We start from the raw sequence: 22,518 nt of genomic DNA on the forward strand, positions 1-22,518 counted from the left end.
TCCTTCCGTTTGTTCGCCACTGCCGTTTGTTCACTACTGCCGTTGTTCACTACTGCCGCATGATCGGGAGATCCGGTGGGCACACCGCCGGGCCGATGTGGCGTCAGTGTAACGATAGGCAGGTGGGCAACACTGGTTTCGGCTCAGCGTGATGCGAGGGAAGGCGTGCGAGGTGGCACAGACAGGTAAGGGCGGATCGGGGAGCGGGAGTTCCCGGAAGTCCGCTCGTCTCGGGGCGTGGGCGGCAGCGTCGGTGCTAATTCTGATTCCCGGCGCGCTGTCGGCCTGCGATGTCGGCAACACTGCTCTCGACGGTTCCGCGGGACAGACCGCGGGTGAGGTGGTGGTGGGGTCGGGCGACACGGCGGAAAGCCGGGTCCTGGCCGAAATCTACGCGGGCGCTCTCCGATCGACGGGTGCGCCGGCATCCACCGAGACCGGACTGGGCGACCGCACCGCCTATCTTCGGCGGCTCGATGCGGGCGAAGTGACGTTGGTGCCCGAGTTCACCGGCCGGCTGCTGCGCTACTACGATCCGGAGTCGACCGAAAAGGAACAGGACGAGGTGTTCGAGGCGTTGAGTCAGGCGCTGCCGCAAGGTCTTTCGATCTCCGATTACGCGGCGGCGGAGGATCGGTCCGCGCTGGCGGTGTCTGCGGACACGTCTACCCGGATGGCGGTGACGACGCTCGACGAGCTCATTCCCGCGTGCCGTCGTAGCGTCGCGGTGCTCACCCCCGATTTCGAGGCCGGCTCACTCGCCGATCTGACCGGTTGCACGTTCGCGCAGACGCGCGCGGTTCCGGACGGAGCCGCGGCGGTCGCGGAACTCTCCGTCCCCGCACAGGCGGATGGCGCCGTGGTGGCAGGAGTGACCACCGCGACCCCGGAAGTCGCGAGCTCGGACCTCGTTCTGCTGGACGACGACGAGGCGATCTTCACAGCCCAGAACGTGGTGCCGCTCTACCGGGTCGGGGCGCTCGGTGAGCCCCAGATCAAGGCGCTGAACGTGGTGGCGGGGGAGCTGACGACAGCGGACCTGGCCGACATGATCGGACAGGTCCGCGGTGGTGCCGATTCAGCCGACGTCGCTCGTGTCTGGCTGGACGCACATGTGTGATTTCAGGTAAGCCCCGAGTTCGGCGACGGCCTCCGCAGCCTCGCGTACCAACGAGGCCTGGAGGTGCGCAACGTGCCAGAGTCGGGCGTATTCGGTGAGCGTCACGTCGACGCCCGACTTCTCGAGCTTGTCGACGAACTCCAAGATCTGTGGATACAGAACCTCGTCGAGTCCGACGTGAACGACAGTGGGCGGAAACCCCTTCAAATCTCCGTGCAGCGGGGCATAACCGGGATCGAACTTGTTTCCGCTCCCCAGGTACTTCTCGGCGGCGTGGAACGACCACGCGGTATTCACCACGAGGTCACGGTCCCGGATAGTGTCGCGCCTGCACGGATCGACCCACGGTGAGATGAGTCCCAACGCGGCCGGGGTGACCCCGTGCCGGTCGATCAGGCGCCGCGCCGTGGCCGCCGCCAGACCACCGCCCGCGGAATCGCCGGCGATGGCCAGTCGTCCTGTCTCGTACCCGTGTTCCGTGGTCAGCTCGAGGAACGCCGCCACGGCGTCCTCCAGCCCGGCAGGAAACGGATGTTCGGGGGCGAGGCGGTAGTCGAGTGTGTAAACCACACTTCCGGATTCACGTGCCAGATGCGCGGCCAGCGACCGGTGGGTCGCGGGCGAGCCGATGGTGTACGCGCCACCGTGGAGATAGAGCACGGCGGTCCGGCGCTCGGTGGCGCCCACCGTGATCCGCTCGGCGGGCCGGCCGGCCAAGGTGGCCGGCCGGCAGGCCGCCCCCTCCGGCATCTGCTGCAGCGGTGCGGCCATTTCGAGCAGCGCCCTCTGCGCCGGATACGGCAGCCGCGAGTTGAGGCTCAGCCGGTAGAACGGCCGCAGCGCGGCGGCGACTACCGGGAGCGGCAAGGAGAAGCTCACGGCGACCTCAGTTCGGCTTGGGAAGGACACGCCCGGCGACGGCGGCGACCACTCGCTGGTAGCTCGGGCCGACCACGCGCACCCAGGCGTCCAGGAACTTCGCGTCGGCGCCGATCAGTACCCGCGCCTTACCCTTGCTCACACCCTTGACGATGGTGGCAGCAGCATCTTCCGGTGAGGTCCGGGCGAGCTTCTTGTCGAAGAACTGGGCGAACGTGTCCAAGTCTTCGCCGGGGCCTGCGGTGGCATTTCGGGCAATGGCTGTCTTGATGCCTCCCGGATGCACACAGGTCACCTTGACGGGATGCTTCGCAATCAGCATTTCCTGTCGCAGCGACTCGGTGAAGCCGCGGACCGCGAACTTCGCGGAGTTGTAGGCGGTCTGTCCCGGCATGGACAACAGACCGAAGAGGCTCGAGATGTTCACCAGGTGGCCGTCGCCCGAGGCAATGAGGTGCGGCAGGAATGCCTTGGTGCCGTTGACGACTCCCCAGAAGTCCACATCCATGATCCGCTCGATGTCCTTGAACTCGGACTTCTCGAACTCGCCGTGGTACGCGATACCGGCGTTGTTGTAGACCTGGTTGATCGTTCCGAAGTGGGCAAGCACGGCGTCGGCGTACGCGAGTACCGCTTCGCGCTCGGTGACATCCAGATGGTCCGACCTTACCTCGGCGCCGAGGGCGGCAACCTGTCGCGCCGTCTCGGCGAGACCGACGGTGTCCATGTCGGAGATCGCCAGCTTGGCGCCCTGCCCTGCCAGGTTGACGGCGAGAGCCCTGCCGATGCCCGAACCGGCGCCGGTGATCACGACCACCTTGCCTGCGAATGTGCTCACTGTGCTGCCACCTTGTCGTCGTCGAGGTCGATCTGTGCCGAGATGGCGAACGAGTTCGAGGCCTGACCGTTCACCTGCACCGGTGCGGGGAGGTCGGCGGCAGCCACACTGTCGTACGCCGCGAGGTCGAAACGCCGTGTCTGATTGCGGAACTGGAAGGTGAACCCCGGCCACAGTGTCGTGTTGTTGCCGTGCTTGTCGAGGTACCAGCTGGCGCACCCGCCGTTGTTCCACACGCTGTGCGACAGCTTCTCCTGGAGGTCGGCGTTGTAGCGGTCCTGCGCGTCCTGCCGGACCTCGATCTTGCCGATGCCGTACTTGTCGAGGGTGTCGAGTGCGTCGACCAGGTAATTGAGCTGCGACTCGATCATGAAGACCATCGAGGTGTGGCCCAGTCCTGTGTTGGGACCGACGAGGAAGAACATGTTGGGGAAGTTCGCGATCGCCGCGCCCTTGTAACCCTGCTGCCCGCCTTCGTCGAAAACCTCGGCGAGCGAGCGGCCGTCCTTGCCGAAAATTCCCTGGAAGGTGGGGGAGTCGGTGACGTGGAAACCGGTGGCGACCACGATGGCGTCGACCTCGCGGACCGTGCCGGTCTTCGAGACGACTGCGTTGCCCTTGACTTCGGCGATGCCCTCGGTCACCAGGTCGACGTTGTCCTGCGCGAGCGTCGGGTAGTAGTTGTTCGAGATCAGCATGCGCTTGCACCCGATCTGGAAATTCGGGGTGACCTTCTTGCGCAGGTCCTTGTCCTTGATCTGGCGGCGCAGGTGGCGCTCGGCCGCGAACTGCAGCGGCTTCATGAACACCGGTGCCTTCGCGAGCCCGACGACCTGGCTCTCGCGCATCCAGTAGATCCCGCTACGGCACAGCTTCTGGAAACCGGGCAGGTACTTGAACGCGGCGTGCTCGGCCTTCGTGTACTCGCGGTCGGCGCGAGGCAGGATCCACGGGGCCGTGCGCTGGTAGACGTCGAGGTGCGACACCTTCTTGCCGATCGCCGGGACGATCTGGATGGCCGAGGCGCCGGTGCCGATGACGGCAACCCGCTTTCCCGTCAGGTCGGCGTCGTGGTTCCAGCGGGCGGAGTGGAAGATCTCGCCCTCGAACTCTTCGATGCCCTTGATGTCGGGAAGCGCCGGCTCGCACAGTGCACCGACCGCCGAGACGACGATCTTCGCGACGAAGTTCCCCTTGGTGGTGGTGACTTCCCACCGGGTGGTCTGCTCGTTCCAATGCGCGGATTTCACGTCACAACTGAAAACGTGGCGATCGCGCACCTTGTACTTGTCCGCCACCGACTGGATGTACTTCTGGATCTCGGGCTGGGTCGAGAACGAACGTGTCCACTCCGGGTTCAGCGCGAAGGAGTAGGAGTACAGGTGCGAGGGCACGTCGCATGCTGCGCCCGGGTACGTGTTGTCGCGCCAGGTGCCGCCGACCTCCGTGCCGCGCTCGAGCACGAGGAAGTCGGTCTTGCCTGCCTGGGTGAGCTTGATAGCCGCGCCCAGTCCGGCGAACCCGCTGCCGATGATCAAGGTATCGACGTATCGGGCACCCGCGGTCGTGTCGTAAGTGTCTGTGACGGGAAGACTCATGTAAGAGACAATAGGGCGCTATTGAGGGGTAGTCAATAGCTATTGACCTCCGTTCAGTAAGATGCTGTCATGGACGTCGTGAAGCGGACCCGTCTCAGCCCGGAGCAACGACGGGCACAATTGATCGACCTCGGTGTGAAGATGCTGGCGCAACGGCCGCTCGAGCAGATCTCGGTCGAGGAGATCGCCGACCAGGCCGGAGTCTCGCGGGGACTGCTCTTCCATTACTTCGCCTCGAAGCACGACTTCCATCTCGCCATCGTGCGCCACTCCAGCAGCGAGATGCTGGCCCGGACCGCGCCCGACCCCTACGTGGACGACGCCCGGGATCCGTTACAGATTCTGCGGTCCGTATTGGCCGCATACGTCGACTACGTGTCGGAGAACCGTGGCACCTACGTCTCGCTGCTTCGAGGCACAGCCAGTGGCGACCCCGACATGCGGGCTGTCTTCGAGGAGACCCGGGCAATGATGTCCGAGCGCACCCTCGAGCAGCTCCCGATCCTCGGCGTCGAGCGGACACCCGCGGTGGAACTGGCCGTCCGTGGCTGGATCGCATACGTCGAGGAGGTCACGATCAGCTGGTTGCGCGATCCGCAGCTCACCCGCGAGCAATTGATCGAACTCAACGTCCAAGCGCTGCCCGCCCTCGCGGTCGCGGCGGCGCCCGAGATCGCCGCAGCACTGGTCGCGGCCACCAGCGCAAGCCCCTAACCGAGCGGATCCGGACACCACAAAGCCGGGCCGAGTTCGCTTCGTACAGCGAACTCGGCCCGGCTCAGTGGTAGTTCAGTCGACGTCAGCCGAAGGCTTCGTCGATAATCTCCTGCTGTTCGACGGCGTGGACCTTGCTCGAACCCGAGGACGGTGCCGACATCGAACGGCGCGAAATCCGCTTGATCCCGGCGAGTTTCTCCGGGAGCAACTCGGGCAGCGCGAGACCGAAGAACGGCCATGCACCCTGGTTGGCCGGCTCCTCCTGAACCCACCGGAATTCGGCGGCGTTCGGGTAGCGATCGAGCGTCTCACGCAGGCGACGGCTCGGCACCGGGTACAGCTGCTCGATACGGACGATCGCGATGTCGTCGCGGTTGTCCTTGTGCTTCTTCGCGAGCAGTTCCCAGTACAGCTTGCCGCTGACGAGGAGCACCCGGGTGACCTTGCTGCGGTCGCCGTCACCGGTCTCGTAAACCGGCTCTTCGAAGACGGACCGGAACTTGCCGGTGGTGAAGTCCTCGATATCGGACACGGCGGCCTTGTTGCGCAGCATCGACTTCGGCGTGAACACCACCAGCGGGCGGCGGATTCCGTCGAGCGAGTGGCGACGCAGCAGGTGGAAGTAGCTGGCCGGCGTGGACGGCACGGCCACCGTCATCGATCCCTCGGCGCACAGCTGGAGGAAGCGCTCGATACGGCCGGACGTGTGGTCCGGACCCTGACCCTCGTGACCGTGCGGAAGGAGCAGCACGACGTCGGACAGTTGACCCCACTTGGCCTCACCGGAGGAGATGAACTCGTCGATGATGGACTGCGCACCGTTGACGAAGTCACCGAACTGGGCTTCCCAGAGCACGAGGGCGTCCGGGTTGCCCACGGAGTAGCCATACTCGAAACCGACGGCGGCGAACTCGCTGAGTGCGGAGTCGTAGACCAGGAACTTACCCGAGTTCTGGCTGCCGAGGTTCTGCAGCGGCGTGTACTCGTCGCCCGTCTTGCGGTCGATGAGCACCGAGTGACGCTGCGTGAACGTACCGCGGCGGGAGTCCTGACCCGAGAGGCGAACCATCTTGCCCTGGTCGACCAGCGAACCGAAGGCGAGCAGTTCCGCGAACGCCCAGTCGATCTTGCCTTCGCGAGACATTTCGCGGCGCTTTTCGATGACCGGCTTGACGCGCGGGTGCACCGAGAAACCCTCGGGCACGTTGACGAACGCGTCACCGATCCGCTCGAGGACCGAACGGTCGACCGCGGTGGTCAACTTGGTGGGCAGCGGCTGGTCGAGCTCGACCGACTCACTCGGCTCGGGCTTGTACTTCTCCAGCTCGCGGACCTCGTTGAACACCCGCTCGAGCTGTCCCTGGTAGTCGCGGAGAGCGTCTTCGGCTTCCTTGAGCGAGATGTCGCCACGGCCGATCAGCGATTCGGTGTAACTCTTACGAACGCTGCGCTTGGTGTCGATCACGTCGTACATCGCCGGCTGGGTCATCGACGGGTCGTCGCCCTCGTTGTGACCGCGACGGCGGTAGCAGATCATGTCGATGACGACGTCCTTCTGGAACTTCTCCCGGAAGTCGACAGCGAGCTGGGCAACCCACACGCAGGCCTCGGGGTCGTCACCGTTGACGTGGAAGATCGGCGCGCCGATCATCTTCGCGACATCGGTGCAGTACTCGGAGGAACGCGAGTGCTCCGGGGCGGTGGTGAAGCCGACCTGGTTGTTGACCACGATGTGGACGGTGCCGCCGGTGCGGTATCCGCGCAGCAGCGCGAGGTTGAGCGTCTCCGCCACCACGCCCTGTCCCGCGAATGCGGCGTCGCCGTGCAGCATCAACGGCAGGACGGTGAAGCCGTCCTCGCCCTTGTCGAGGATGTCCTGCTTGGCGCGGACCAGTCCCTCCAGGACCGGGTCGACGGCCTCGAGGTGGGACGGGTTGGCGGTGAGCGACACCGTGATGTCGTTGTCGCCGAACATCTGGATGTACGTGCCCTCGGCGCCGAGGTGGTACTTCACGTCACCGGAGCCGTGCGCGGCAGCCGGGTTCATGTTGCCCTCGAACTCCGTGAAGATCTTGGAGTACGGCTTACCCACGATGTTCGCCAGCACATTCAGACGACCACGGTGAGGCATGCCGATGACGACCTCGTCGAGCTGGTGCTCGGCGGCCTGGTCGATGACGGCGTCCATCATCGGGATGACGGACTCGGCGCCCTCGAGGGAGAAGCGCTTCTGGCCGACGTACTTGGTCTGCAGGAACGTCTCGAACGCCTCGGCGGCATTCAGCTTGCTCAGGATGTACTTCTGCTGAGCGACCGTCGGCTTGACGTGATGCGCCTCGACGCGGTCCTGCAGCCACTGCTGCTGTTCCGGCTCGAGGATGTGCGTGTATTCGACGCCGACGTGGCGGCAGTACGCGTCCCGCAGCACGCTGAGCACGTCGCGGAGCTTCATCTTCTCCTGGCCGTGGAAGCCGCCGACCTTGAACTCACGGTCGAGATCCCACAGGGTCAGGCCGTGCGTGATGACGTCGAGGTCCGGGTGGCTGCGGAACTTGTCCTTGACGAACTGCAGCGGATCGGTGTCGGCCATCAGGTGACCGCGGTTGCGGTACGCGGCGATCAACTCGAGGACACGCGTGTTCTTGTCGACGGCGCCTTCGGGCACATCCTGACGCCAGCGGACCGGCTCGTACGGGATGTGCAGCGCGTGGAAGATCTCGTCGTAGAACTCGTCGCTGATCAGCAGGTTGTGAATGGTCCGGAGGAAGTCGCCGGACTCGGCACCCTGGATGATGCGGTGGTCGTACGTCGAGGTGAGCGTCATCAGCTTGCCGACGCCCATGTCGGCAATGCGCTCGTCGCTCGCGCCCTGGAATTCGGCGGGGTACTCCATGGCACCGGCACCGATGATGGCGCCCTGTCCCTGCATCAGACGCGGCACGGAGTGCACGGTGCCGATGCCACCGGGATTGGTGAGGGAGATGGTGACGCCCGAGAAGTCCTCACCGGTGAGCTTGCCGTCACGCGCGCGCCGGACGATGTCCTCGTAGGCGCTGTAGAACTGCGTGAAGTTGTGCGTTTCGGTGTTCTTGATGGCGGCGACGACGAGGGACCGGCTGCCGTCCTTGCCCGGCAGATCGATTGCCAGGCCGAGGTTGGTGTGCGCGGGCGTGACGGAGTGCGGCTTGCCGTCGATCTCCGCGAAGTGCCGGTTCATGTTGGGGAACGCCTTGACCGCCTGCACGATCGCGTAACCCAGCAGGTGGGTGAAGGAAATCTTGCCGCCGCGGGTACGGGCGAGGTGGTTGTTGATGACGATCCGGTTGTCGAACATCAGCTTCGCAGGGATGGCGCGAACACTGGTGGCGGTCGGAATGGCCAGCGAGGCCGACATGTTCTTCGCGACGGCAGCAGCGGCGCCGCGCAGAACCTTCGTTTCTTCGGCAGCGGTCTCGGGAGCGGACGCCTTCGCGGGCGACTCCTTGGCCGGTGCGGTCTTGGCCGGCGCGGCCTTCGGTGCGGCCGTCTTGGGCGCCGCTACCTTGGGAGCTGCACCGTTGGCGGCGGACTTCGCCGGGGCGCCGTCGCCCGTCTTGGTCGCCGACGTGGGCGCGGTCTCGGCCTTGGCGGCCGGCGGCGGCGACGTCTTGCCGGGGGGAGCGGCAGCAGATGCGGCGGTGGTGGTGCCGTTCGTGCCGCGTCCGTTGGCTACGCCGGCCTTGGCGGCGGCATCGGGGGAGTAATCCGTCAGAAATTCATGCCAACTCGCGTCCACGGACGACGGATCGTCCTGGAAACGCTGGTACATTTCGTCGACCAACCACTGGTTCTGTCCGAACTGGGATGTAGAGCTGCTGCTCACGGCAGGTGTTCGCCTCGTTTCTATTTCGGTACCCGATCAGAGCGCCTATATACATGAGAGTAGCCCTCGCGTGTGACGTGCGAATCGCCAGGCCTGCACGTGTGAGCTGTCTCACGGCCATCGGATGGGGTCACCATCGATGACGGTTCTCGCCCCGCGATTATTCCCTGCACCGCTCTCCGCCGCATCCCACAGTCCCGCATAGTGGCCACCTGCCGAGCGCAGGGTGGCGTGCGATCCGGTCTCCACGATCCGGCCTCCGTCGATGACGAGGATCACGTCGGCGCGCGCTGCGGTGGCCAGTCGGTGGGCTACCACGACCGACGTCCGGCGCCGGGTCACGCGGCTGCCGGCCTCGAGAACCAGCTGCTCTGTGGCCGGATCGAGGGTGGCGGTGGCCTCGTCCAGGAGCAGGAGGTCGGGGTCGACCAGTTCGGCGCGAGCAAGCGCGATCAACTGGCGCTGACCCGCCGACAACCCCTGCCCCCGCTCGCCGATGGGGTGACGCATCCCACCCCGCAGCCGGCCGATCGTGCCGAGCGCTCCGACCGCGCGGGCGGCATTCTCGATCTCCTCGCGGCTCGCGTCGGGCCTGCCGTACGCAATGTTGGTCGCGACCGTGCCGGTGAACAGATGCGCCTCCTGCGGGACCACGCCCAGTCGCCCGCGGTACTCACCGAGCGAATAGTGACGCAGGTCGACGTCGTCGACGAGTACGGAGCCGGACGTCGGGTCGTAGAAGCGGGCGAGCAGTTTCACGATGGTGGATTTGCCCGCGCCGGTCTTGCCGACCAGCGCCACCGTGGCGCCCGCCGGAATGTGGAGGTCGATGTCGGTCAGCGCGTCACTCTCCGCGCCGGAATAACGGAAGCCGACGTCACGCAGACGCACCTCGCCTCTCAGGTGCCCGTCGATCCGAGTCCGATGGTCGCCGGCGGCGCGCTCGATGGAGCTCGGAGTGCGGAGCAGATCGCCGATCCGGAGCAGGCCGACACTGGCCTGCTGGTAACCGTCGAACACCTGCGACAGCTGCTGGATGGGCCCGAACAGCAGGCCGAGGTACAGCACGAAGGCGACGAGCGTTCCCGACGACGTCTCGCCGCCCGCGACCTGCCGGGCACCGACGAACACGACAGCGGCAAGCGCCAGATCCGAGAGGAACGCGATGAACGGGAAGTACAGCGAGATCGCGCGCTGGGACCGCATGCGGCTGCGGCGGTAACTGTCGGCGCGTTCGGCGAACCTGCGGGCGGCGAACTCTTCGCGGCGGTAGGCCTGCGCGGCGCGCAAGCCCGCGATGTTTTCCTGGAACTCGGCGTTGACGAGGGAAATCCGTTCCCGGGACACCGTGTAGGCCACCGAAGAGATCCGGCGAAAGATCAGCGTCGCGAGCACGAGGGGCGGGATGACGGCGAGGGCGACGACGGCGAGAGTGAGGTCGGTGACGACGAGTGCGACCGAGATCCCCACGACGGTGAGCACACTGACCACCGCGGTGGACATCCCGGTCTGGATGAACGACGACAACGCGTCGACGTCGGTGGTCATGCGGGTCATGATCCGGCCCGAAAGCTCCCGCTCGTAGTAGTCGAGGCCGAGCCGCTGCAGGTGCGCGTAGCTCCGCACCCGGAGTCCGAAGAGCACGCGTTCACCTGCGCGGGCGGTGAGCACCGTCATGGCCGCGACCACCAGCCAGTCGGCGGCGACCAGGGCGATTCCGACCGCGGTGGCGGTCCACAGCGTCGCCGAGTCCTGCGGGAGCACCCCGTTGTCGATGGCGAATCGCACGATGGAGGGGAAGGCGATCCCGGCGAGGGAATCGAGCGCGAGGCAGGCGACCACGGCGAACAGTAGGCCGCGGACCGGTCGCAGGATGCGCGACAGGTGGAAGTTCGGCTCGGGTAGCCGCAAGGTGCGGGTGTCGAGGCCCGGACTCTCGAGCGCGGGAGGCAGAGCGTCGACTGCGGCTTGCAATTCGGGGGTGGCAGCGATGTTTCCGAGGGCGCCGGCCATCGGTCCACCGCCGCCGCGACCTCCGCCGCCGGGTCCGGTGGCGGGCGCCGGGGTCCGCCCGGCCGTGGTGGCGGCGAGAGTGGCGTCCGGCACCTCTCGGGGGCTCTCGGGCCACAGTTCCGCTGCGGAGGGGATGCGCTGGGTCGACATCGGATCGGCCGCGCGCGGGCCTGCTTCCGAACCGTTTTCCTCCTCCGGGGACGCGAACAGTGCCCGGAACAGGGCGCACCGTTCGTCGAGTTCGGCCACCGTGCCGCTGTCGATGATCGTTCCGCCGTCGAGCACGGCCACCCGATCGGCGAGGGACAGGGTGGAACGTCGGTGCGCGAGGACGAGCGCGGTGCGGCCGCGGCCTGCCCGGAGCGACTCGAAGATGGACGCCTCGGTGGTCGCATCCACGGCGGACGTCGCATCGTCGAGAATCAGGACCCGCGGATCGGTGAGCAGCGCGCGGGCCAGGGCGATCCGCTGGCGCTGTCCCCCCGACAGTGTGAGACCGCGTTCCCCGACCACGGTGTCGTAGCCGTCGGGGAGGGCGGAGACGAATTCGTCGGCCGCCGCCATCGTCGCCGCTTCCCGGATTTCCTCGGCGCTGGCATCGGGCCTGCCGAGTGCGATGTTGGCGGCGATGGTGTCGGAGAAGAGGAACGGTTCGTCGAAGACGAGGCTGACGGCTTCACGAAGGTGCTCGGCGCTGAGCTGGGCGACGTCGAACACGTCCTCGCCGGATGTCAGCGCAACGGTGCCCGAGGAGGGCGCGTAGAACCGGGGAAGCAGCAGCGACAGCGCCGTCTTCCCGGAACCCGCCATTCCCACCACCGCGACCGTCTCACCGGGGGCGATCTGTAGGTCGAGCCCACGCAGGGTGTCGCGGCCCGGCTCGAACCCGAAGGTGACCGACCGCAGATCGACGCCGAGCGGTCCGCCCGGCAGCGGGGTGGGGTGTGGTGGATCCGCGACCTCCGGTTCGGTGTCGATCACCTCGTACACCCGTTCCACGGCCGCCCGGGACAGTTGCGCCATGATCACCACGGACGACAGGGTGCGGGTCACCGCCGTCATCGTCGTGACGTAGGTGGCGAAGGCGAGGAAGGTGCCGATCGTGATGGACCCGTGCAGGGCCAGGTAGCCGCCGACCGCGATCACACCGACGAGCCCCAGCTGGGGGAGTGCGGCCATGGTGGGCGTGAAGCGGGAGTTGATGCGGGCGGCCCGCAGGCGTTCCGCATACAGCGCCCGACTGTGGTGTTCGAGCTGATCGACGGCCCGCCGTTCCTGCCCGAAGCCCTTCACGACGCGCACCCCGGTGACCGTCTCCTCGACGTGTTGCGCGAGGTCGGCCGCCCGCTGCTGGGCGGACCACGTGGCGGCGAAGAGCGTCGGGCGCATCGCGTAGACGACGAGACAGACGAGCGGGACGATCACCAGCGCGACCACTGTCAGCAGCGGGGAAAGCCACACCATGATGCCGAGGGCGAGGACGAATTGCAGCAACGCGCCCGCCGACAACGGGACCATCGCGAGGAGTCCCTGCACCAGTTGCAGATCGGTGATGGACCGCGACACCACCTGGCCGGTGCGAATCTGGTCCTGACCTCGTCCGTCGAGGCGTTGCAGGGCACCGAGCAGACCCAGCCTGAGGTCGTGCTGGACGTCGAGCGACAGCTTGCCCGCCAGCATCCGCCGGCCGTACTGGCACGCGAAGCGCACACAGGCGAGGAGCGCGATCAGGAGCGCTGCAATGCCGATGACCTCGGTGGCGCGGTCCGTACCGGCGGCGTCGAGCGCGTACTTGGTGAGCAGCGGGAACGAGATGTCGATGCCGGCCGCGACGACGGTCACGGTCAGTGCCCCGACGGTCGCGCGGCGATGTGCCCAGCACTCGGCGCTGAGCCGGCGTATCCAGCCGGGCCGTACCGTGTCGCGTACGCGCCTCTGCTCCCGCTCGATCACTGAGCCGGATGTGCTCTCACCTGCCGCTGTGTCCACGTTAGCCACTGTGTCCACGTTAGCGCTGCGGTCCGACACCGCAGTCGCGGCGTTCCTCAGGTGATGTCGCGACTGCGGGTCAGGGCCCATCCGGCGAGGGCGAAGAGTGCCGTCCACACCACCACCGAGATCGGTGCGGCGGGCCACAACGGCAACCAGTCGATGTCGTTGCCCGCGGCCGCGTTGGCGACGGATCCCAGGGTGGCCGACACGGGGAGGACGTCGCCCACTGCGCCGATGCCGATGCCGCTGAGAATCGAGCGCAGGATCATCTCGCCGAGGGTGTACCACACGACGAGTGAGATGCAGCTGCCGACGGAGGAGCCGGTCAGCATCGACATCCCGCCACCGATCAGCGCCCAGCATGCGGCAGCAACCAAGGCAGCGGCCAACATCGCGAAGAGGGAACCTCGCAGTGCGAAGTTCTCCCCGCCGAACGTCAGCAGCAGGGCGACGCTGACCATCTCGACGACGAGGCAGTAGAAGAATCCGAACGCGGCAGTGACGGCCAGTTTCGCGCCGATCACCCCGTCTCGGCCACGTGCGGTGAGGAAAGTGGTGGTCAGTGTCTTGTAGCGGAACTCGGTACCGGCATTCACTGCTCCGAAGAGGGCGGCGAAGAGCACGACGAGCGATAGGGCGACGGCCAGCCCGAACACTGTGGCAGCGAGGTTGGCGTCGGCCGGATCGGCTTCGAACGCGTCGGTGAAGGCGCGTAACACCGGCAGGGAGATGGCGCTCGAGAACATCCCGACGACCAGCGGGGTCAGCCCGAGCATCCACCAGAACCGCAACGTGGTGACCTTGCGGAATTCCGCGGTGAGCAGTGCGGTCATCGCGGACCTCCGGACATCGGCCCCTGCGGGTGCGGGGCATACGCGGGCGGATACCCAGCCGGCGGGCCGTACCCCGGAGGAGGGCCGGCACCCGGGTGGCCGGGGTAGTGGGGCTGCTGCGGGTAGGCCGGGGGCGGGCCGTATCCGGAGGGCGCAGCCGCGCTCGCACCGGCAACGTACTGGCCGGTCGTCATCGACAGGAAGAGCTGCTCGAGGTCGATGTGCTCGGCCACGGCGCCGAAGATCGTCACTCCGGCTCCGGCGGCCACCGACTGCACGACGTCGAGTGCCGCACCCGTCACGGCGAGACGGCCGTCGGCCAGGGACCGGGCATCGACGATGCCTCGCGCGGCCAGAGCAGTCGCCAGCGCAGCCGGACTCGAGGAGGCGACCAGTAGGCGGCTCTGCTGCGACTTCCGCAGGTCCTCCATCCTTCCCTGATAGACGAGTGCACCCCGACTGACGATGACCAGTGTGTCGACCGTCTGCTCGACCTCCCGGAGGATGTGGCTCGAGACGAGGACGGTCCGCCCGGAGGCGGCGAAGCCTTTCAGGAACTCCCGCAGCCACGCGATCCCCTCGGGATCGAGTCCGTTGGCCGGTTCGTCGAGGACCAGGATGCGTGGATCGCCCAGCAGGGCGGTCGCGAGCGAAAGGCGCTGTCGCATGCCCAGGGAGAATCCGCCGGCCTTACGCCCCGCCACGTCTTCGAGCCCGACCAGCGCGAGTACCTGTCGGGCCCGCGCGTCCGGCACCCCGATGGCCGAGGCGTACACCTTCAAGTGATCGAGCGCGGTGCGCGCAGGGTGCAGGCTCTGTGAGTCGAGCACGGCGCCGACCGTGCGGGCAGGATCTCGCAGCGCCCGAATCGGGACGCCCTCGACTGCGGAGGTTCCGGCGCTGGGCCGGACGAGTCCGAGGATCATCCGCAGCGTCGTCGTCTTACCCGAGCCGTTGGGGCCGAGAAAACCGGTGATCGAACCGTGCGGAACGGAGAAACTGAGGTCGGAGACGGCGGTGACGTTCTTGAAGCTCTTCGACAGCCCGGACACCTCGATCGGCGCCGCGACACTTGCCGGCATTGCAGTGGTCAAGCCGTCCTCCCCTGAACACGATCGTGTGGAATCGACTCGACCCTACTGGGCAGCCGTCCCGATATTCACCAACTGGCGTACAGGGCTCTTCGGCGCAGCGCATCCTGTATGAAGTCGATTGGGGGCATACATGAGCAAGCACCACCACCATCACCGAGATGTTCTGGCGCCGGCGTACACGGGGCGAATGTCGGTGGAACCGTTCCCGGCGCTGCGGTTGCCGGACGAGGAAACCGATCCGCAGGCGGCCTACCGCTTCATTCACGACGAGCTGATGCTCGACGGTAGCTCGCGGCTGAACCTCGCTACGTTCGTGACCACGTGGATGGATCCCGAGGCCGACAAGCTGATGGCGGAGACGTTCGACAAGAACATGATCGACAAGGACGAGTATCCGGCGACGGCCGCGATCGAGTCCCGGTGCGTGTCGATGGTTGCTGATCTCTTTCACGCGCCGGATCTCTCCACCACCGACCCGGCCAGCGCTACGGGTGTCTCCACGATCGGGTCCAGCGAGGCGGTGATGCTCGCCGGTCTCGCACTGAAGTGGCGATGGCGCGCGCAGCGTCAAGAGGCAGGCAAGGACGCCACCCGGCCGAATCTCGTTCTGGGCAGCAATGTTCAGGTGGTGTGGGAGAAGTTCTGCCGGTACTTCGACGTCGAGCCGGTCTACCTGCCGATGGAGAAGGGCCGGTACATCATCACGCCGGAGCAGGTACGGGGTGCGGTCGACGAGAACACCATCGGGGTGGTGGCGATCATCGGCACTACCTACACGGGTGAGCTCGAACCGGTGGCCGAGATCGCCGACACACTCGAGCAGCTGGCGGCGTCGGGGGGTCCCGACGTCCCGATTCATGTCGACGCGGCCAGCGGGGGTTTCGTGATCCCGTTCCTCCAACCGGAACTGTTGTGGGACTTCCGGGTCCCACGAGTCGTCTCGATCAATGTCAGCGGCCACAAGTACGGGCTGACGTATCCGGGTATCGGGTTCGTCGTGTGGCGCGCCGGTGAGTATCTGCCCGAGGGGCTGGTGTTCCGGGTCAACTACCTCGGCGGCGATATGCCGACGTTCACGCTGAACTTCTCGCGTCCCGGCAATCAGGTGGTGGGGCAGTACTACAACTTCCTGCGCCTCGGCCGATCCGGGTACCGGGCGATCATGGAGACGTTGCGCGACACCGCTGTCCGTGTGGGTAAGCGCATCGCCGAAATCGAGCACTTCACGTTGATCAGCGACGGAAGTGACATCCCGGTGATCGCCTTCGAGCTCGTCGGGGACCCCGGATTCACGGTCTTCGACGTGTCGCACGAACTCCGGGCGCGGGGTTGGCAAGTGCCTGCCTACACGATGCCTGCAGACGCAGAAGAGGTGGCGGTGCTGCGCATCGTCGTCCGCGAGGGGTTCAGCGCAGACCTGGGATCGCTGGTCTCCGAGGCGATCGAGGAAGTCTGCGCGGAACTACGCGAGAAGGGCGGCGGACATTCGGCGGCGCAGCACTTCGCGCACTGATCTGCGCGAAACCGGTCAGGCCTCGATGACTCTCAGCTGATCCGGCCAGCGGGCAGGTGCGGGACCGAAAGCTTCGCGCGCATTCTTCACGACGCCCTTGCCGATGGCCCGGTTTCCGGCGCCGCCGATCGCTGCGCCGATCCCGGCAGGCACGAGTTTGCCGAGAATCAGCGCACTGCGCCGGGCCGCGTACTTGGTGACGAACTTGCGCAGCAGGCGGCTGTTCATGCCTCTCATCGTGGGGCCCGGGATGCGGCTGGTGATGGCCGTCCCCCAGTTCTTCGCGGTCACGCCCGTCGCCTTCTGGACGATCTCCATGCCCGATTCACCGAGTGCGACGGCCAGGACGAGCGCCCGGCGCTGTTGATGATCGGTGGCGGAGATGCCGTGCACCGATGCCACGGCGAGCGTCAGCAACGCCGCTGATTCGAGGAAGAACGCGGACTCGGCGCCGACGGCCGCAATCGATGCCACCGTCCCGACACCGGGAACCGCGGCCGCGGCGCCCACTGCGCTGCCGCTACCCGTCACTGCCAGCAGGAACATCTTTTCCATGCGCTCGACGATCTGGGCGGGCGATTCGTCGGGATGTGAACGCCGGACCCACTCGACGTACTTGGCCACAGCGGGTGCCTGCAGTCTGCTCCCGTTGTCCAGAACCGAGACCAGGGCCTTCTCGATCCGTCCACCATTGTCAGCCATCGGGGCTCCCGTCTCGCCGTGTACTTCGAGTGTGCCGGATACGACTGTAGGTGGGAAAAAGACGGTGGCCGACGGCGGTGGCGGTGCTTACGCTGTTGTCGTGACTGTCGCGGGCAGCGTTTCTCCGGTTCGGGGCGTGTCCGACGGTGCACGCCGTCGACCGGCCCCGCCGCTGCGCGCCCTGGTGTCGGGGTACGAAGGCTATCGCCTGACGGGATTCGAGCCCGGACTTCACCTCGGTCTGCCCTCGCCGTCGCTCACCGTCGTCGTCTCGCTCGATGCGCCGCTCGAGATCGCCGAGCAGGCCGCGCCGGAGCAGGCGCCCGGCTTCTACGACACGCTTGCCAGTGGCATCGCGACGGCCCCGGTGACGATTCGGCACGACGGCAATCAGCACGGGATCCAGCTGGCGTTGAGTCCCCTCGGTGCGCGGGCTCTGCTGGGCGTGCCCGCGTCGGCCCTCGGTGCCTGGGTGGTCGGACTCGACGACCTCCTCGGTGCCGATGCGACGGAACTGGTCGAACGGCTGTCCCTCGAATCGGTGTGGGAGGAGAGGTTCCGCATTCTCGACGAGGTACTCGGGCGGCGCATCGCCGACGCGGAGATCGACCCCCATCTCGTGCAGGCCTGGACGTTGCTCGCCGGTGAAGGGGCAGTGCGAGTGAACGCGGTCGCTCGCGACATAGGTTGGAGCAGAAGGCATCTGGTGAACCGATTCGTTGCGGAGTACGGCGTCACGCCCAAAGATGTGGCGCGGTTGTCGCGCTTTCACCGCTCGCACCGGATGCTGAAGCGGGCCCACTGCGCCACGCTCGCCGAGGTCTCCGCACGATGCGGCTATTACGACCAGGCTCACATGGCCCGCGACTGGCGTGACCTCGCGGGTGTCGCACCGTCGCGGTGGCGCGAGAACGAACCGTTCTCATTTGTCCAAGACTCCGACCACGACGACGGCGCAGAGTGACGACATGACTACTTCGACGCAAATTACGTGTGTATGGCCCACCCTCGTCTACCGCGACGCGCGCGCCGCGATCCGCTTCCTCGTCGACACCTTCGGATTCGTCGAGAAGGCGGTGTACGGCGAGGGCGACCGGGTGGAGCACGCCGAACTCGGCTGGCCGAAGGGCGGCGGCATCATGCTCGGCTCGCCCAGTGAGGACTCGGTCATCAGCGACCTGCCGCCAGGGACGGGCTCGGTGTACCTCGTCGTAGACGACCCCGACGCGCTCCACCAGCGCGCGGTCGCTGCCGGGGCCACGATCGTTCGCGGACTGCGGGACGAAGACTACGGATCGCGCGGATTCACCTGCCGTGACCCCGAGGGCGTGTTCTGGAGCTTCGGCACCTACACCGGCGCGTAGACGGCCCCACCCGCTCAGGCGCCGTGGCCCGCGGGCACTTCCTCCCCGGTCCGCGGCGGGGGCGGCGGTGTGCCGGTCCCGAACGGCCTGCCACCGAGCTCCTCACGTCCGTGCGGCTGCAACCAGCCCGACAGGTCCGGGCCTTTCGGGACGATTCCGGTGGGGTTGATGTCGGTGTGCACCATGTAGTAGTGCTGCTTGATCTGAACGAAGTCGATGGTGTCTCCGAATCCCGGGGTTTGGAACAGGTCACGCGCGTAGCCCCACAAGGCAGGCATCTCACTGAGCTTGTTGCGATTGCACTTGAAATGCCCGTGGTAAACGGAATCGAAGCGGGCCAATGTGGTGAACAACCGCACGTCCGCCTCGGTGATGGTGTCGCCGACGAGGTACCGGCGGGTGGTCAGCCGCTCCTCGAGCCAGTCGAGGCGCGCGAACAGGCGGTCGTATGCGGAATCGTAGGCGCTTTGTGAGCCGGCGAAACCACAGCGGTACACGCCGTTGTTGACATCACGGAAGACGAACTCGGCCACCTCGTCGATTTCGTCGCGAAGCTCCTCCGGGTACAGCTCGGGCGCTCCCTCGCGGTGGTATTTCGTCCACTCGGTGGACAGATCGAGGGTGATGTGCGGATAGTCGTTGGTGACCACCTGCCCGGTGGGCACGTCGACGATCGCGGGAACGGTGATTCCGCGCTCGTAGTCCGGGAAACGCGCGAAGTAGGCGTCCTGCAGGCGCGGGATCTTCAGCACGGGGTCGACCTCACCCGGGTCCAGGTCGAAGGTCCAGCTCCGCTCGTCGTGGGTCGGGCCGCACAGGCCCATCGACAACACGTCCTCGAGTCCGAGCAGCCGCCGCACGATGATCGCCCTATTCGCCCACGGACACGCTCGCGCGGCCACGAGTCGATAGCGGCCCGGCTCGACCGGGTACCCGTCTCGTCCGTCAGCGGTGATCCGCGTGGCGATGTAGTGAGTGTCCCGAGTGAACTCGGAACCGGGTTCGACATAGCCGGCCGAACCCGATTCGTCCTGTTTCTGCTCGGTCATGATCGACCCGTCCTCGTCCGTCGATGGTGTCTCACAGCGTACTTCGGGAGACGGTGACCTCGATGTATGTTCCGAGTTCGCGGTAACCCGAGCGGGCAGCGAGCCGACAGGAGGCCGGGGCATCGCGCGGTGCACGGAACTGGGCGATCAGTCCGCTGTCGAGCGCATCGTCGGTGGCGATTCCGGCGGCCTGGGTGCCGAGCCCCCGGCACCGGAAGAGGGGAGCGGTCAGGACGGCGACATCGGCGACGAATCCCTGGAATTCGCTGTACCCGGCGGAACTGACCGGCTGCTGCGCGTCGTCCAGGATCGTGAACCACCGGTCTCGAGTGCTCAGGTGGGCTTCGGTCACGTCGTCCGGTGGGCAGGCGGTCTCCAGTTCCCGCACGTGCTCGCGGTCGTCCGACACCACAGGCGGTCGCCCGGTCGCCGGTTCCTGATAGTCGCTGGTGAACCAGAGTGTGAGCGGTCCGGAGCAGCGGCCCGAACGATCCTGGACGAGGCCGAGCAGAGTTGCGGGTTCGGTCAGGTCCCGGTCCGAAAGTCGTTCCGCGCGCCGGAGTATCCAGTCGGGACCCACCATGGCCGAGGTGCCCCGCAGGTCGAGGAAACGGAGGGTGTCCGCCTCGGGATCGGCACGGGTGGCCCGGCCGGGCCTGTCCGTGAGCGCGTCGTCGGGGAGTCCGAGTTCACGCGACCAGGCGAGTCGAACGATGTCGAGATGATGCGGATCCACGCAGCAACGGTAACCGCTGATCCCGTGTGGCCGGTCCGGTATATTCCGTGTGGAGTATTCGACGGCGGAAGGCGATGCAGATGGTGCTGACGCCGCTCGCCGTCACCATTCTCGGTTTACTCAACGAGCGAACGATGCACCCGTACGAGATGTACCAACTCGCCGACACCCGTCGCGGACGCCTGGTGAAGATCAGGCCGGGATCGCTCTACCACACGGTCAACAGGCTCGAGGCCGAACGCCTGGTGCGCACCACGGGCACCGATAGGGCGGGCAACCGGCCCGAGCGCACAATGTACGAGATCACGGACTCCGGGCGGGACGCCCTCGGCCGCCGGGTGAGCGACATGCTCGCCGCCCCCGCCCGGGAGTACCCGCAGTTCCCGCTCGCGCTCGCGGAGGCACACAACCTCGAGTCGGGTGCGGTAGTAAACCTGCTACGCGAGCGTCTGGGCCGCCTCGACCAGGAGATCGACGAACTCGTGGCCTCCGCCGACGGCAACGAGGCACCGCCGCGCATCTTCAGCCTGGGAAACGAATATCTGCTCACTGTCGCCCGCGCGGAACGCGACTGGCTCCGCGCGCTCGTGAGCGATATCGACTCCGGGACGCTGTCCTGGCTGGAATTCCTCGAAGGCCTGACATTCGCACGCCCGGACCATTCCGGTTCAGCAAAGGATTGACGATGGATACCGAGCGCACCGCACGACTTGCCGCCGCCCCGCCCGAACAGGGCAACCCCTGGCCCGCCCTGTGGGCGCTGGTCATCGGGTTCTTCATGATCCTCGTCGACAGCACCATCGTGGCGGTGGCCAACCCGGCGATCCTGACGGACCTGCGTACCGACATCACCAGCGTGGTGTGGGTCACCAGCGCCTACCTGCTGGCGTACGCGGTTCCCCTCCTCGTCACCGGCCGGCTCGGTGACCGATTCGGACCCAAGAACGTCTACCTGATCGGGCTCGTGCTGTTCACCGGTGCATCGCTGTGGTGCGGCCTGTCCGGAACCGTCACGATGCTGATCGTCGCCCGGGTGTTCCAGGGACTCGGTGCCGCGCTGATGACACCGCAGACGATGGCCGTCATCACCCGTACCTTCCCGCCCGACCGGCGCGGCACAGCGATGGGCCTGTGGGGTGCGGTGGCGGGCGTCGCGACTTTGGTCGGTCCTCTCGCCGGCGGTGTGCTGGTGGACAACCTGGGCTGGGAATGGATCTTCATCGTCAACGTGCCGGTCGGCGTGATCGCGTTCGTGCTCGCATGGCGGCTCGTTCCCGCGCTCGAAACCCACGCGCACAAGTTCGACATCCCGGGTGTCGTGCTCAGTGCGTCGGGCATGTTCCTGCTTGTGTTCGGCATCCAGGAGGGCAGTTCGTACGACTGGTCGAGAATCGTGTGGCTGTCGATCGGCGCCGGGGTGGTCCTCATCGGGATCTTCGTCTGGTATCAGTCGTGGAATCGCAACGAACCGTTGCTGCCGTTGAGCTTGTTCCGGGATCGCAACTTCGCCCTCGCCAACGTCGGGATCACCGCGATGGGGTTCGCGGTCACGGCCATGGTTCTGCCACTGATGTTCTACACGCAAGGCGTGCGCGGCCTGTCGCCTACGGAGTCGGCCTTGTTGCTGGTGCCGATGGCCGTCTTCACCGGTGTGTTCGCCCCGTTCGTCGGGAGGCTGGTGGACCGCACGCACCCGCGGTACATCGCCGGGACGGGCTTCCTGCTGTTCGCGATCGCGCTGGGCTGGCTGGCGATGGTCATGTCGCCCGGTGTCGCCATCTGGCAGCTGCTGCTCCCCATCGGTCTGATCGGCGTGGCCAATTCGTGTATCTGGTCCCCGCTCGCTGCCACCGCCACCCACAACCTGCCGCCGCATCAGGCGGGCGCAGGGGCCGGCGTGTACAACACCACCCGCCAGGTCGGGGCCGTGCTCGGTAGCGCCGCTATCGGCGCGCTCATTACTGCGCGGCTGTCCGCGCAGGGAATGGCAGGCGGGAGCCAGGACGCCGGTGTCGGCGAGCTGCCCGAGGTCATGAAAGACCCGTTCGCCACGGCCATGTCCCAATCGGTGTGGCTACCCGCCGCGATTCTGCTGGTCGGCTTCGTTGCCTCCGTCTGCTTCGCCCGCCCGCTGCGGGAGAAGGATTCCGCCGACACTGTCGACGTCGAGACGAGCAGCGAATCGTCGCTCCAGGACTGACGTTGCCG

At 66.7% G+C, this 22,518-nt stretch carries 17 protein-coding genes; 7 read left to right on the forward strand and 10 right to left on the reverse strand.

All coding sequences use genetic code 11. The features are described 5' to 3' along the window. Positions 1 to 172: 172 nt before the first annotated feature. The gene (locus tag ACH49N_RS13580; protein ID WP_250768690.1) at positions 173 to 1,120 is read left to right on the forward strand and encodes an ABC transporter substrate-binding protein; all 948 of its coding nucleotides are present in this window, start codon (positions 173 to 175) and stop codon (positions 1,118 to 1,120) included. On the opposite strand, the gene ACH49N_RS13585 is transcribed toward ACH49N_RS13580, so the two are convergent. From ACH49N_RS13585 to ACH49N_RS13595, 3 genes are read right to left on the reverse strand one after another with little or no spacing between them, the layout of a single operon-like run. Next, positions 1,079 to 1,999, reverse strand: coding sequence for an alpha/beta hydrolase fold domain-containing protein (locus ACH49N_RS13585; RefSeq protein ID WP_250768692.1), 921 nt, complete (start codon positions 1,997 to 1,999; stop codon positions 1,079 to 1,081). The genes ACH49N_RS13580 and ACH49N_RS13585 overlap by 42 nt on opposite strands. 7 nt (positions 2,000 to 2,006) lie before the next feature. Beyond that, positions 2,007 to 2,837 carry an SDR family oxidoreductase gene (locus ACH49N_RS13590; protein ID WP_250768694.1) on the reverse strand — a complete coding sequence of 277 codons (831 nt, stop codon included), beginning with the start codon at positions 2,835 to 2,837 and terminating at the stop codon, positions 2,007 to 2,009. Beyond that, positions 2,834 to 4,435, reverse strand: a complete 1,602-nt coding sequence (locus ACH49N_RS13595) for an NAD(P)/FAD-dependent oxidoreductase (protein ID WP_250768696.1) — start codon at positions 4,433 to 4,435, stop codon at positions 2,834 to 2,836. The genes ACH49N_RS13590 and ACH49N_RS13595 overlap by 4 nt, the downstream gene beginning before the upstream one ends. A gap of 69 nt (positions 4,436 to 4,504) precedes the next feature. On the opposite strand from ACH49N_RS13595, the gene ACH49N_RS13600 reads away from it, so the two are divergent. Then, positions 4,505 to 5,149 carry a TetR/AcrR family transcriptional regulator gene (locus tag ACH49N_RS13600; protein ID WP_250768697.1) on the forward strand — a complete coding sequence of 215 codons (645 nt, stop codon included), beginning with the start codon at positions 4,505 to 4,507 and terminating at the stop codon, positions 5,147 to 5,149. 85 nt (positions 5,150 to 5,234) lie between these two features. Here ACH49N_RS13600 and ACH49N_RS13605 read toward each other — a convergent pair whose 3' ends face one another. The 4 genes from ACH49N_RS13605 to ACH49N_RS13620 form a co-directional block, all read right to left on the reverse strand. Beyond that, a complete protein-coding gene (locus ACH49N_RS13605) occupies positions 5,235 to 9,014 on the reverse strand; it encodes a multifunctional oxoglutarate decarboxylase/oxoglutarate dehydrogenase thiamine pyrophosphate-binding subunit/dihydrolipoyllysine-residue succinyltransferase subunit (protein WP_358272898.1) in 3,780 nt (1,259 codons plus the stop codon). Between the two features lie 111 nt (positions 9,015 to 9,125). After that, positions 9,126 to 13,106, reverse strand: a complete 3,981-nt coding sequence (locus tag ACH49N_RS13610; protein ID WP_374433234.1) for an ABC transporter ATP-binding protein — start codon at positions 13,104 to 13,106, stop codon at positions 9,126 to 9,128. Beyond that, a complete protein-coding gene (locus ACH49N_RS13615) occupies positions 13,073 to 13,852 on the reverse strand; it encodes an ABC transporter permease (protein ID WP_159925469.1) in 780 nt (259 codons plus the stop codon). Before ACH49N_RS13615 ends, ACH49N_RS13610 begins: the two co-directional genes overlap by 34 nt. Further along, entirely contained in the window at positions 13,849 to 14,946 is a 1,098-nt protein-coding gene (locus ACH49N_RS13620) for an ABC transporter ATP-binding protein (protein WP_159925471.1), read from the reverse strand. Before ACH49N_RS13620 ends, ACH49N_RS13615 begins: the two co-directional genes overlap by 4 nt. A gap of 130 nt (positions 14,947 to 15,076) precedes the next feature. Between ACH49N_RS13620 and ACH49N_RS13625 the strand changes: the two genes are divergently transcribed. Further along, entirely contained in the window at positions 15,077 to 16,459 is a 1,383-nt protein-coding gene (locus ACH49N_RS13625; protein ID WP_250768706.1) for a glutamate decarboxylase, read from the forward strand. Positions 16,460 to 16,474: 15 nt separating this feature from the next. On the opposite strand, the gene ACH49N_RS13630 is transcribed toward ACH49N_RS13625, so the two are convergent. Further along, positions 16,475 to 17,161 (reverse strand): hypothetical protein, encoded by a 687-nt coding sequence (locus ACH49N_RS13630; RefSeq protein WP_159925472.1) that lies wholly within the window; start codon positions 17,159 to 17,161, stop codon positions 16,475 to 16,477. A 100-nt stretch (positions 17,162 to 17,261) separates the two neighbouring features. On the opposite strand from ACH49N_RS13630, the gene ACH49N_RS13635 reads away from it, so the two are divergent. Both ACH49N_RS13635 and ACH49N_RS13640 read left to right on the forward strand, forming a co-directional pair. Continuing rightward, positions 17,262 to 18,125, forward strand: a complete 864-nt coding sequence (locus ACH49N_RS13635) for a helix-turn-helix domain-containing protein (RefSeq protein WP_159925473.1) — start codon at positions 17,262 to 17,264, stop codon at positions 18,123 to 18,125. A 4-nt stretch (positions 18,126 to 18,129) separates the two neighbouring features. Continuing rightward, a complete protein-coding gene (locus ACH49N_RS13640; protein ID WP_159925474.1) occupies positions 18,130 to 18,525 on the forward strand; it encodes a VOC family protein in 396 nt (131 codons plus the stop codon). 14 nt (positions 18,526 to 18,539) lie between these two features. Here the strand turns inward: ACH49N_RS13640 and ACH49N_RS13645 are convergent, their stop codons facing one another. Together ACH49N_RS13645 and ACH49N_RS13650 are read right to left on the reverse strand one after the other, a co-directional pair. Next, positions 18,540 to 19,574, reverse strand: coding sequence for a glutathione S-transferase family protein (locus tag ACH49N_RS13645; RefSeq protein ID WP_250768709.1), 1,035 nt, complete (start codon positions 19,572 to 19,574; stop codon positions 18,540 to 18,542). A 31-nt stretch (positions 19,575 to 19,605) separates the two neighbouring features. Next, positions 19,606 to 20,310 (reverse strand): GNAT family N-acetyltransferase, encoded by a 705-nt coding sequence (locus tag ACH49N_RS13650; RefSeq protein WP_236603285.1) that lies wholly within the window; start codon positions 20,308 to 20,310, stop codon positions 19,606 to 19,608. Positions 20,311 to 20,390: 80 nt separating this feature from the next. Here ACH49N_RS13650 and ACH49N_RS13655 point away from each other — a divergent pair, with 80 nt between their 5' ends. Both ACH49N_RS13655 and ACH49N_RS13660 read left to right on the forward strand, forming a co-directional pair. Beyond that, complete coding sequence (locus ACH49N_RS13655; protein ID WP_159925475.1) at positions 20,391 to 20,993, forward strand: PadR family transcriptional regulator; 603 nt, start codon at positions 20,391 to 20,393, stop codon at positions 20,991 to 20,993. 2 nt (positions 20,994 to 20,995) lie between these two features. After that, positions 20,996 to 22,510, forward strand: a complete 1,515-nt coding sequence (locus ACH49N_RS13660) for an MFS transporter (protein WP_159925476.1) — start codon at positions 20,996 to 20,998, stop codon at positions 22,508 to 22,510. The last annotated feature ends 8 nt before the right edge of the window (positions 22,511 to 22,518 follow it).

The sequence above is a fragment of the Rhodococcus sp. NPDC019647 genome, from assembly GCF_044389235.1.
In the GTDB taxonomy this organism is placed as follows: Bacteria; Actinomycetota; Actinomycetes; order Mycobacteriales; family Mycobacteriaceae; genus Rhodococcus_F; species Rhodococcus_F oxybenzonivorans.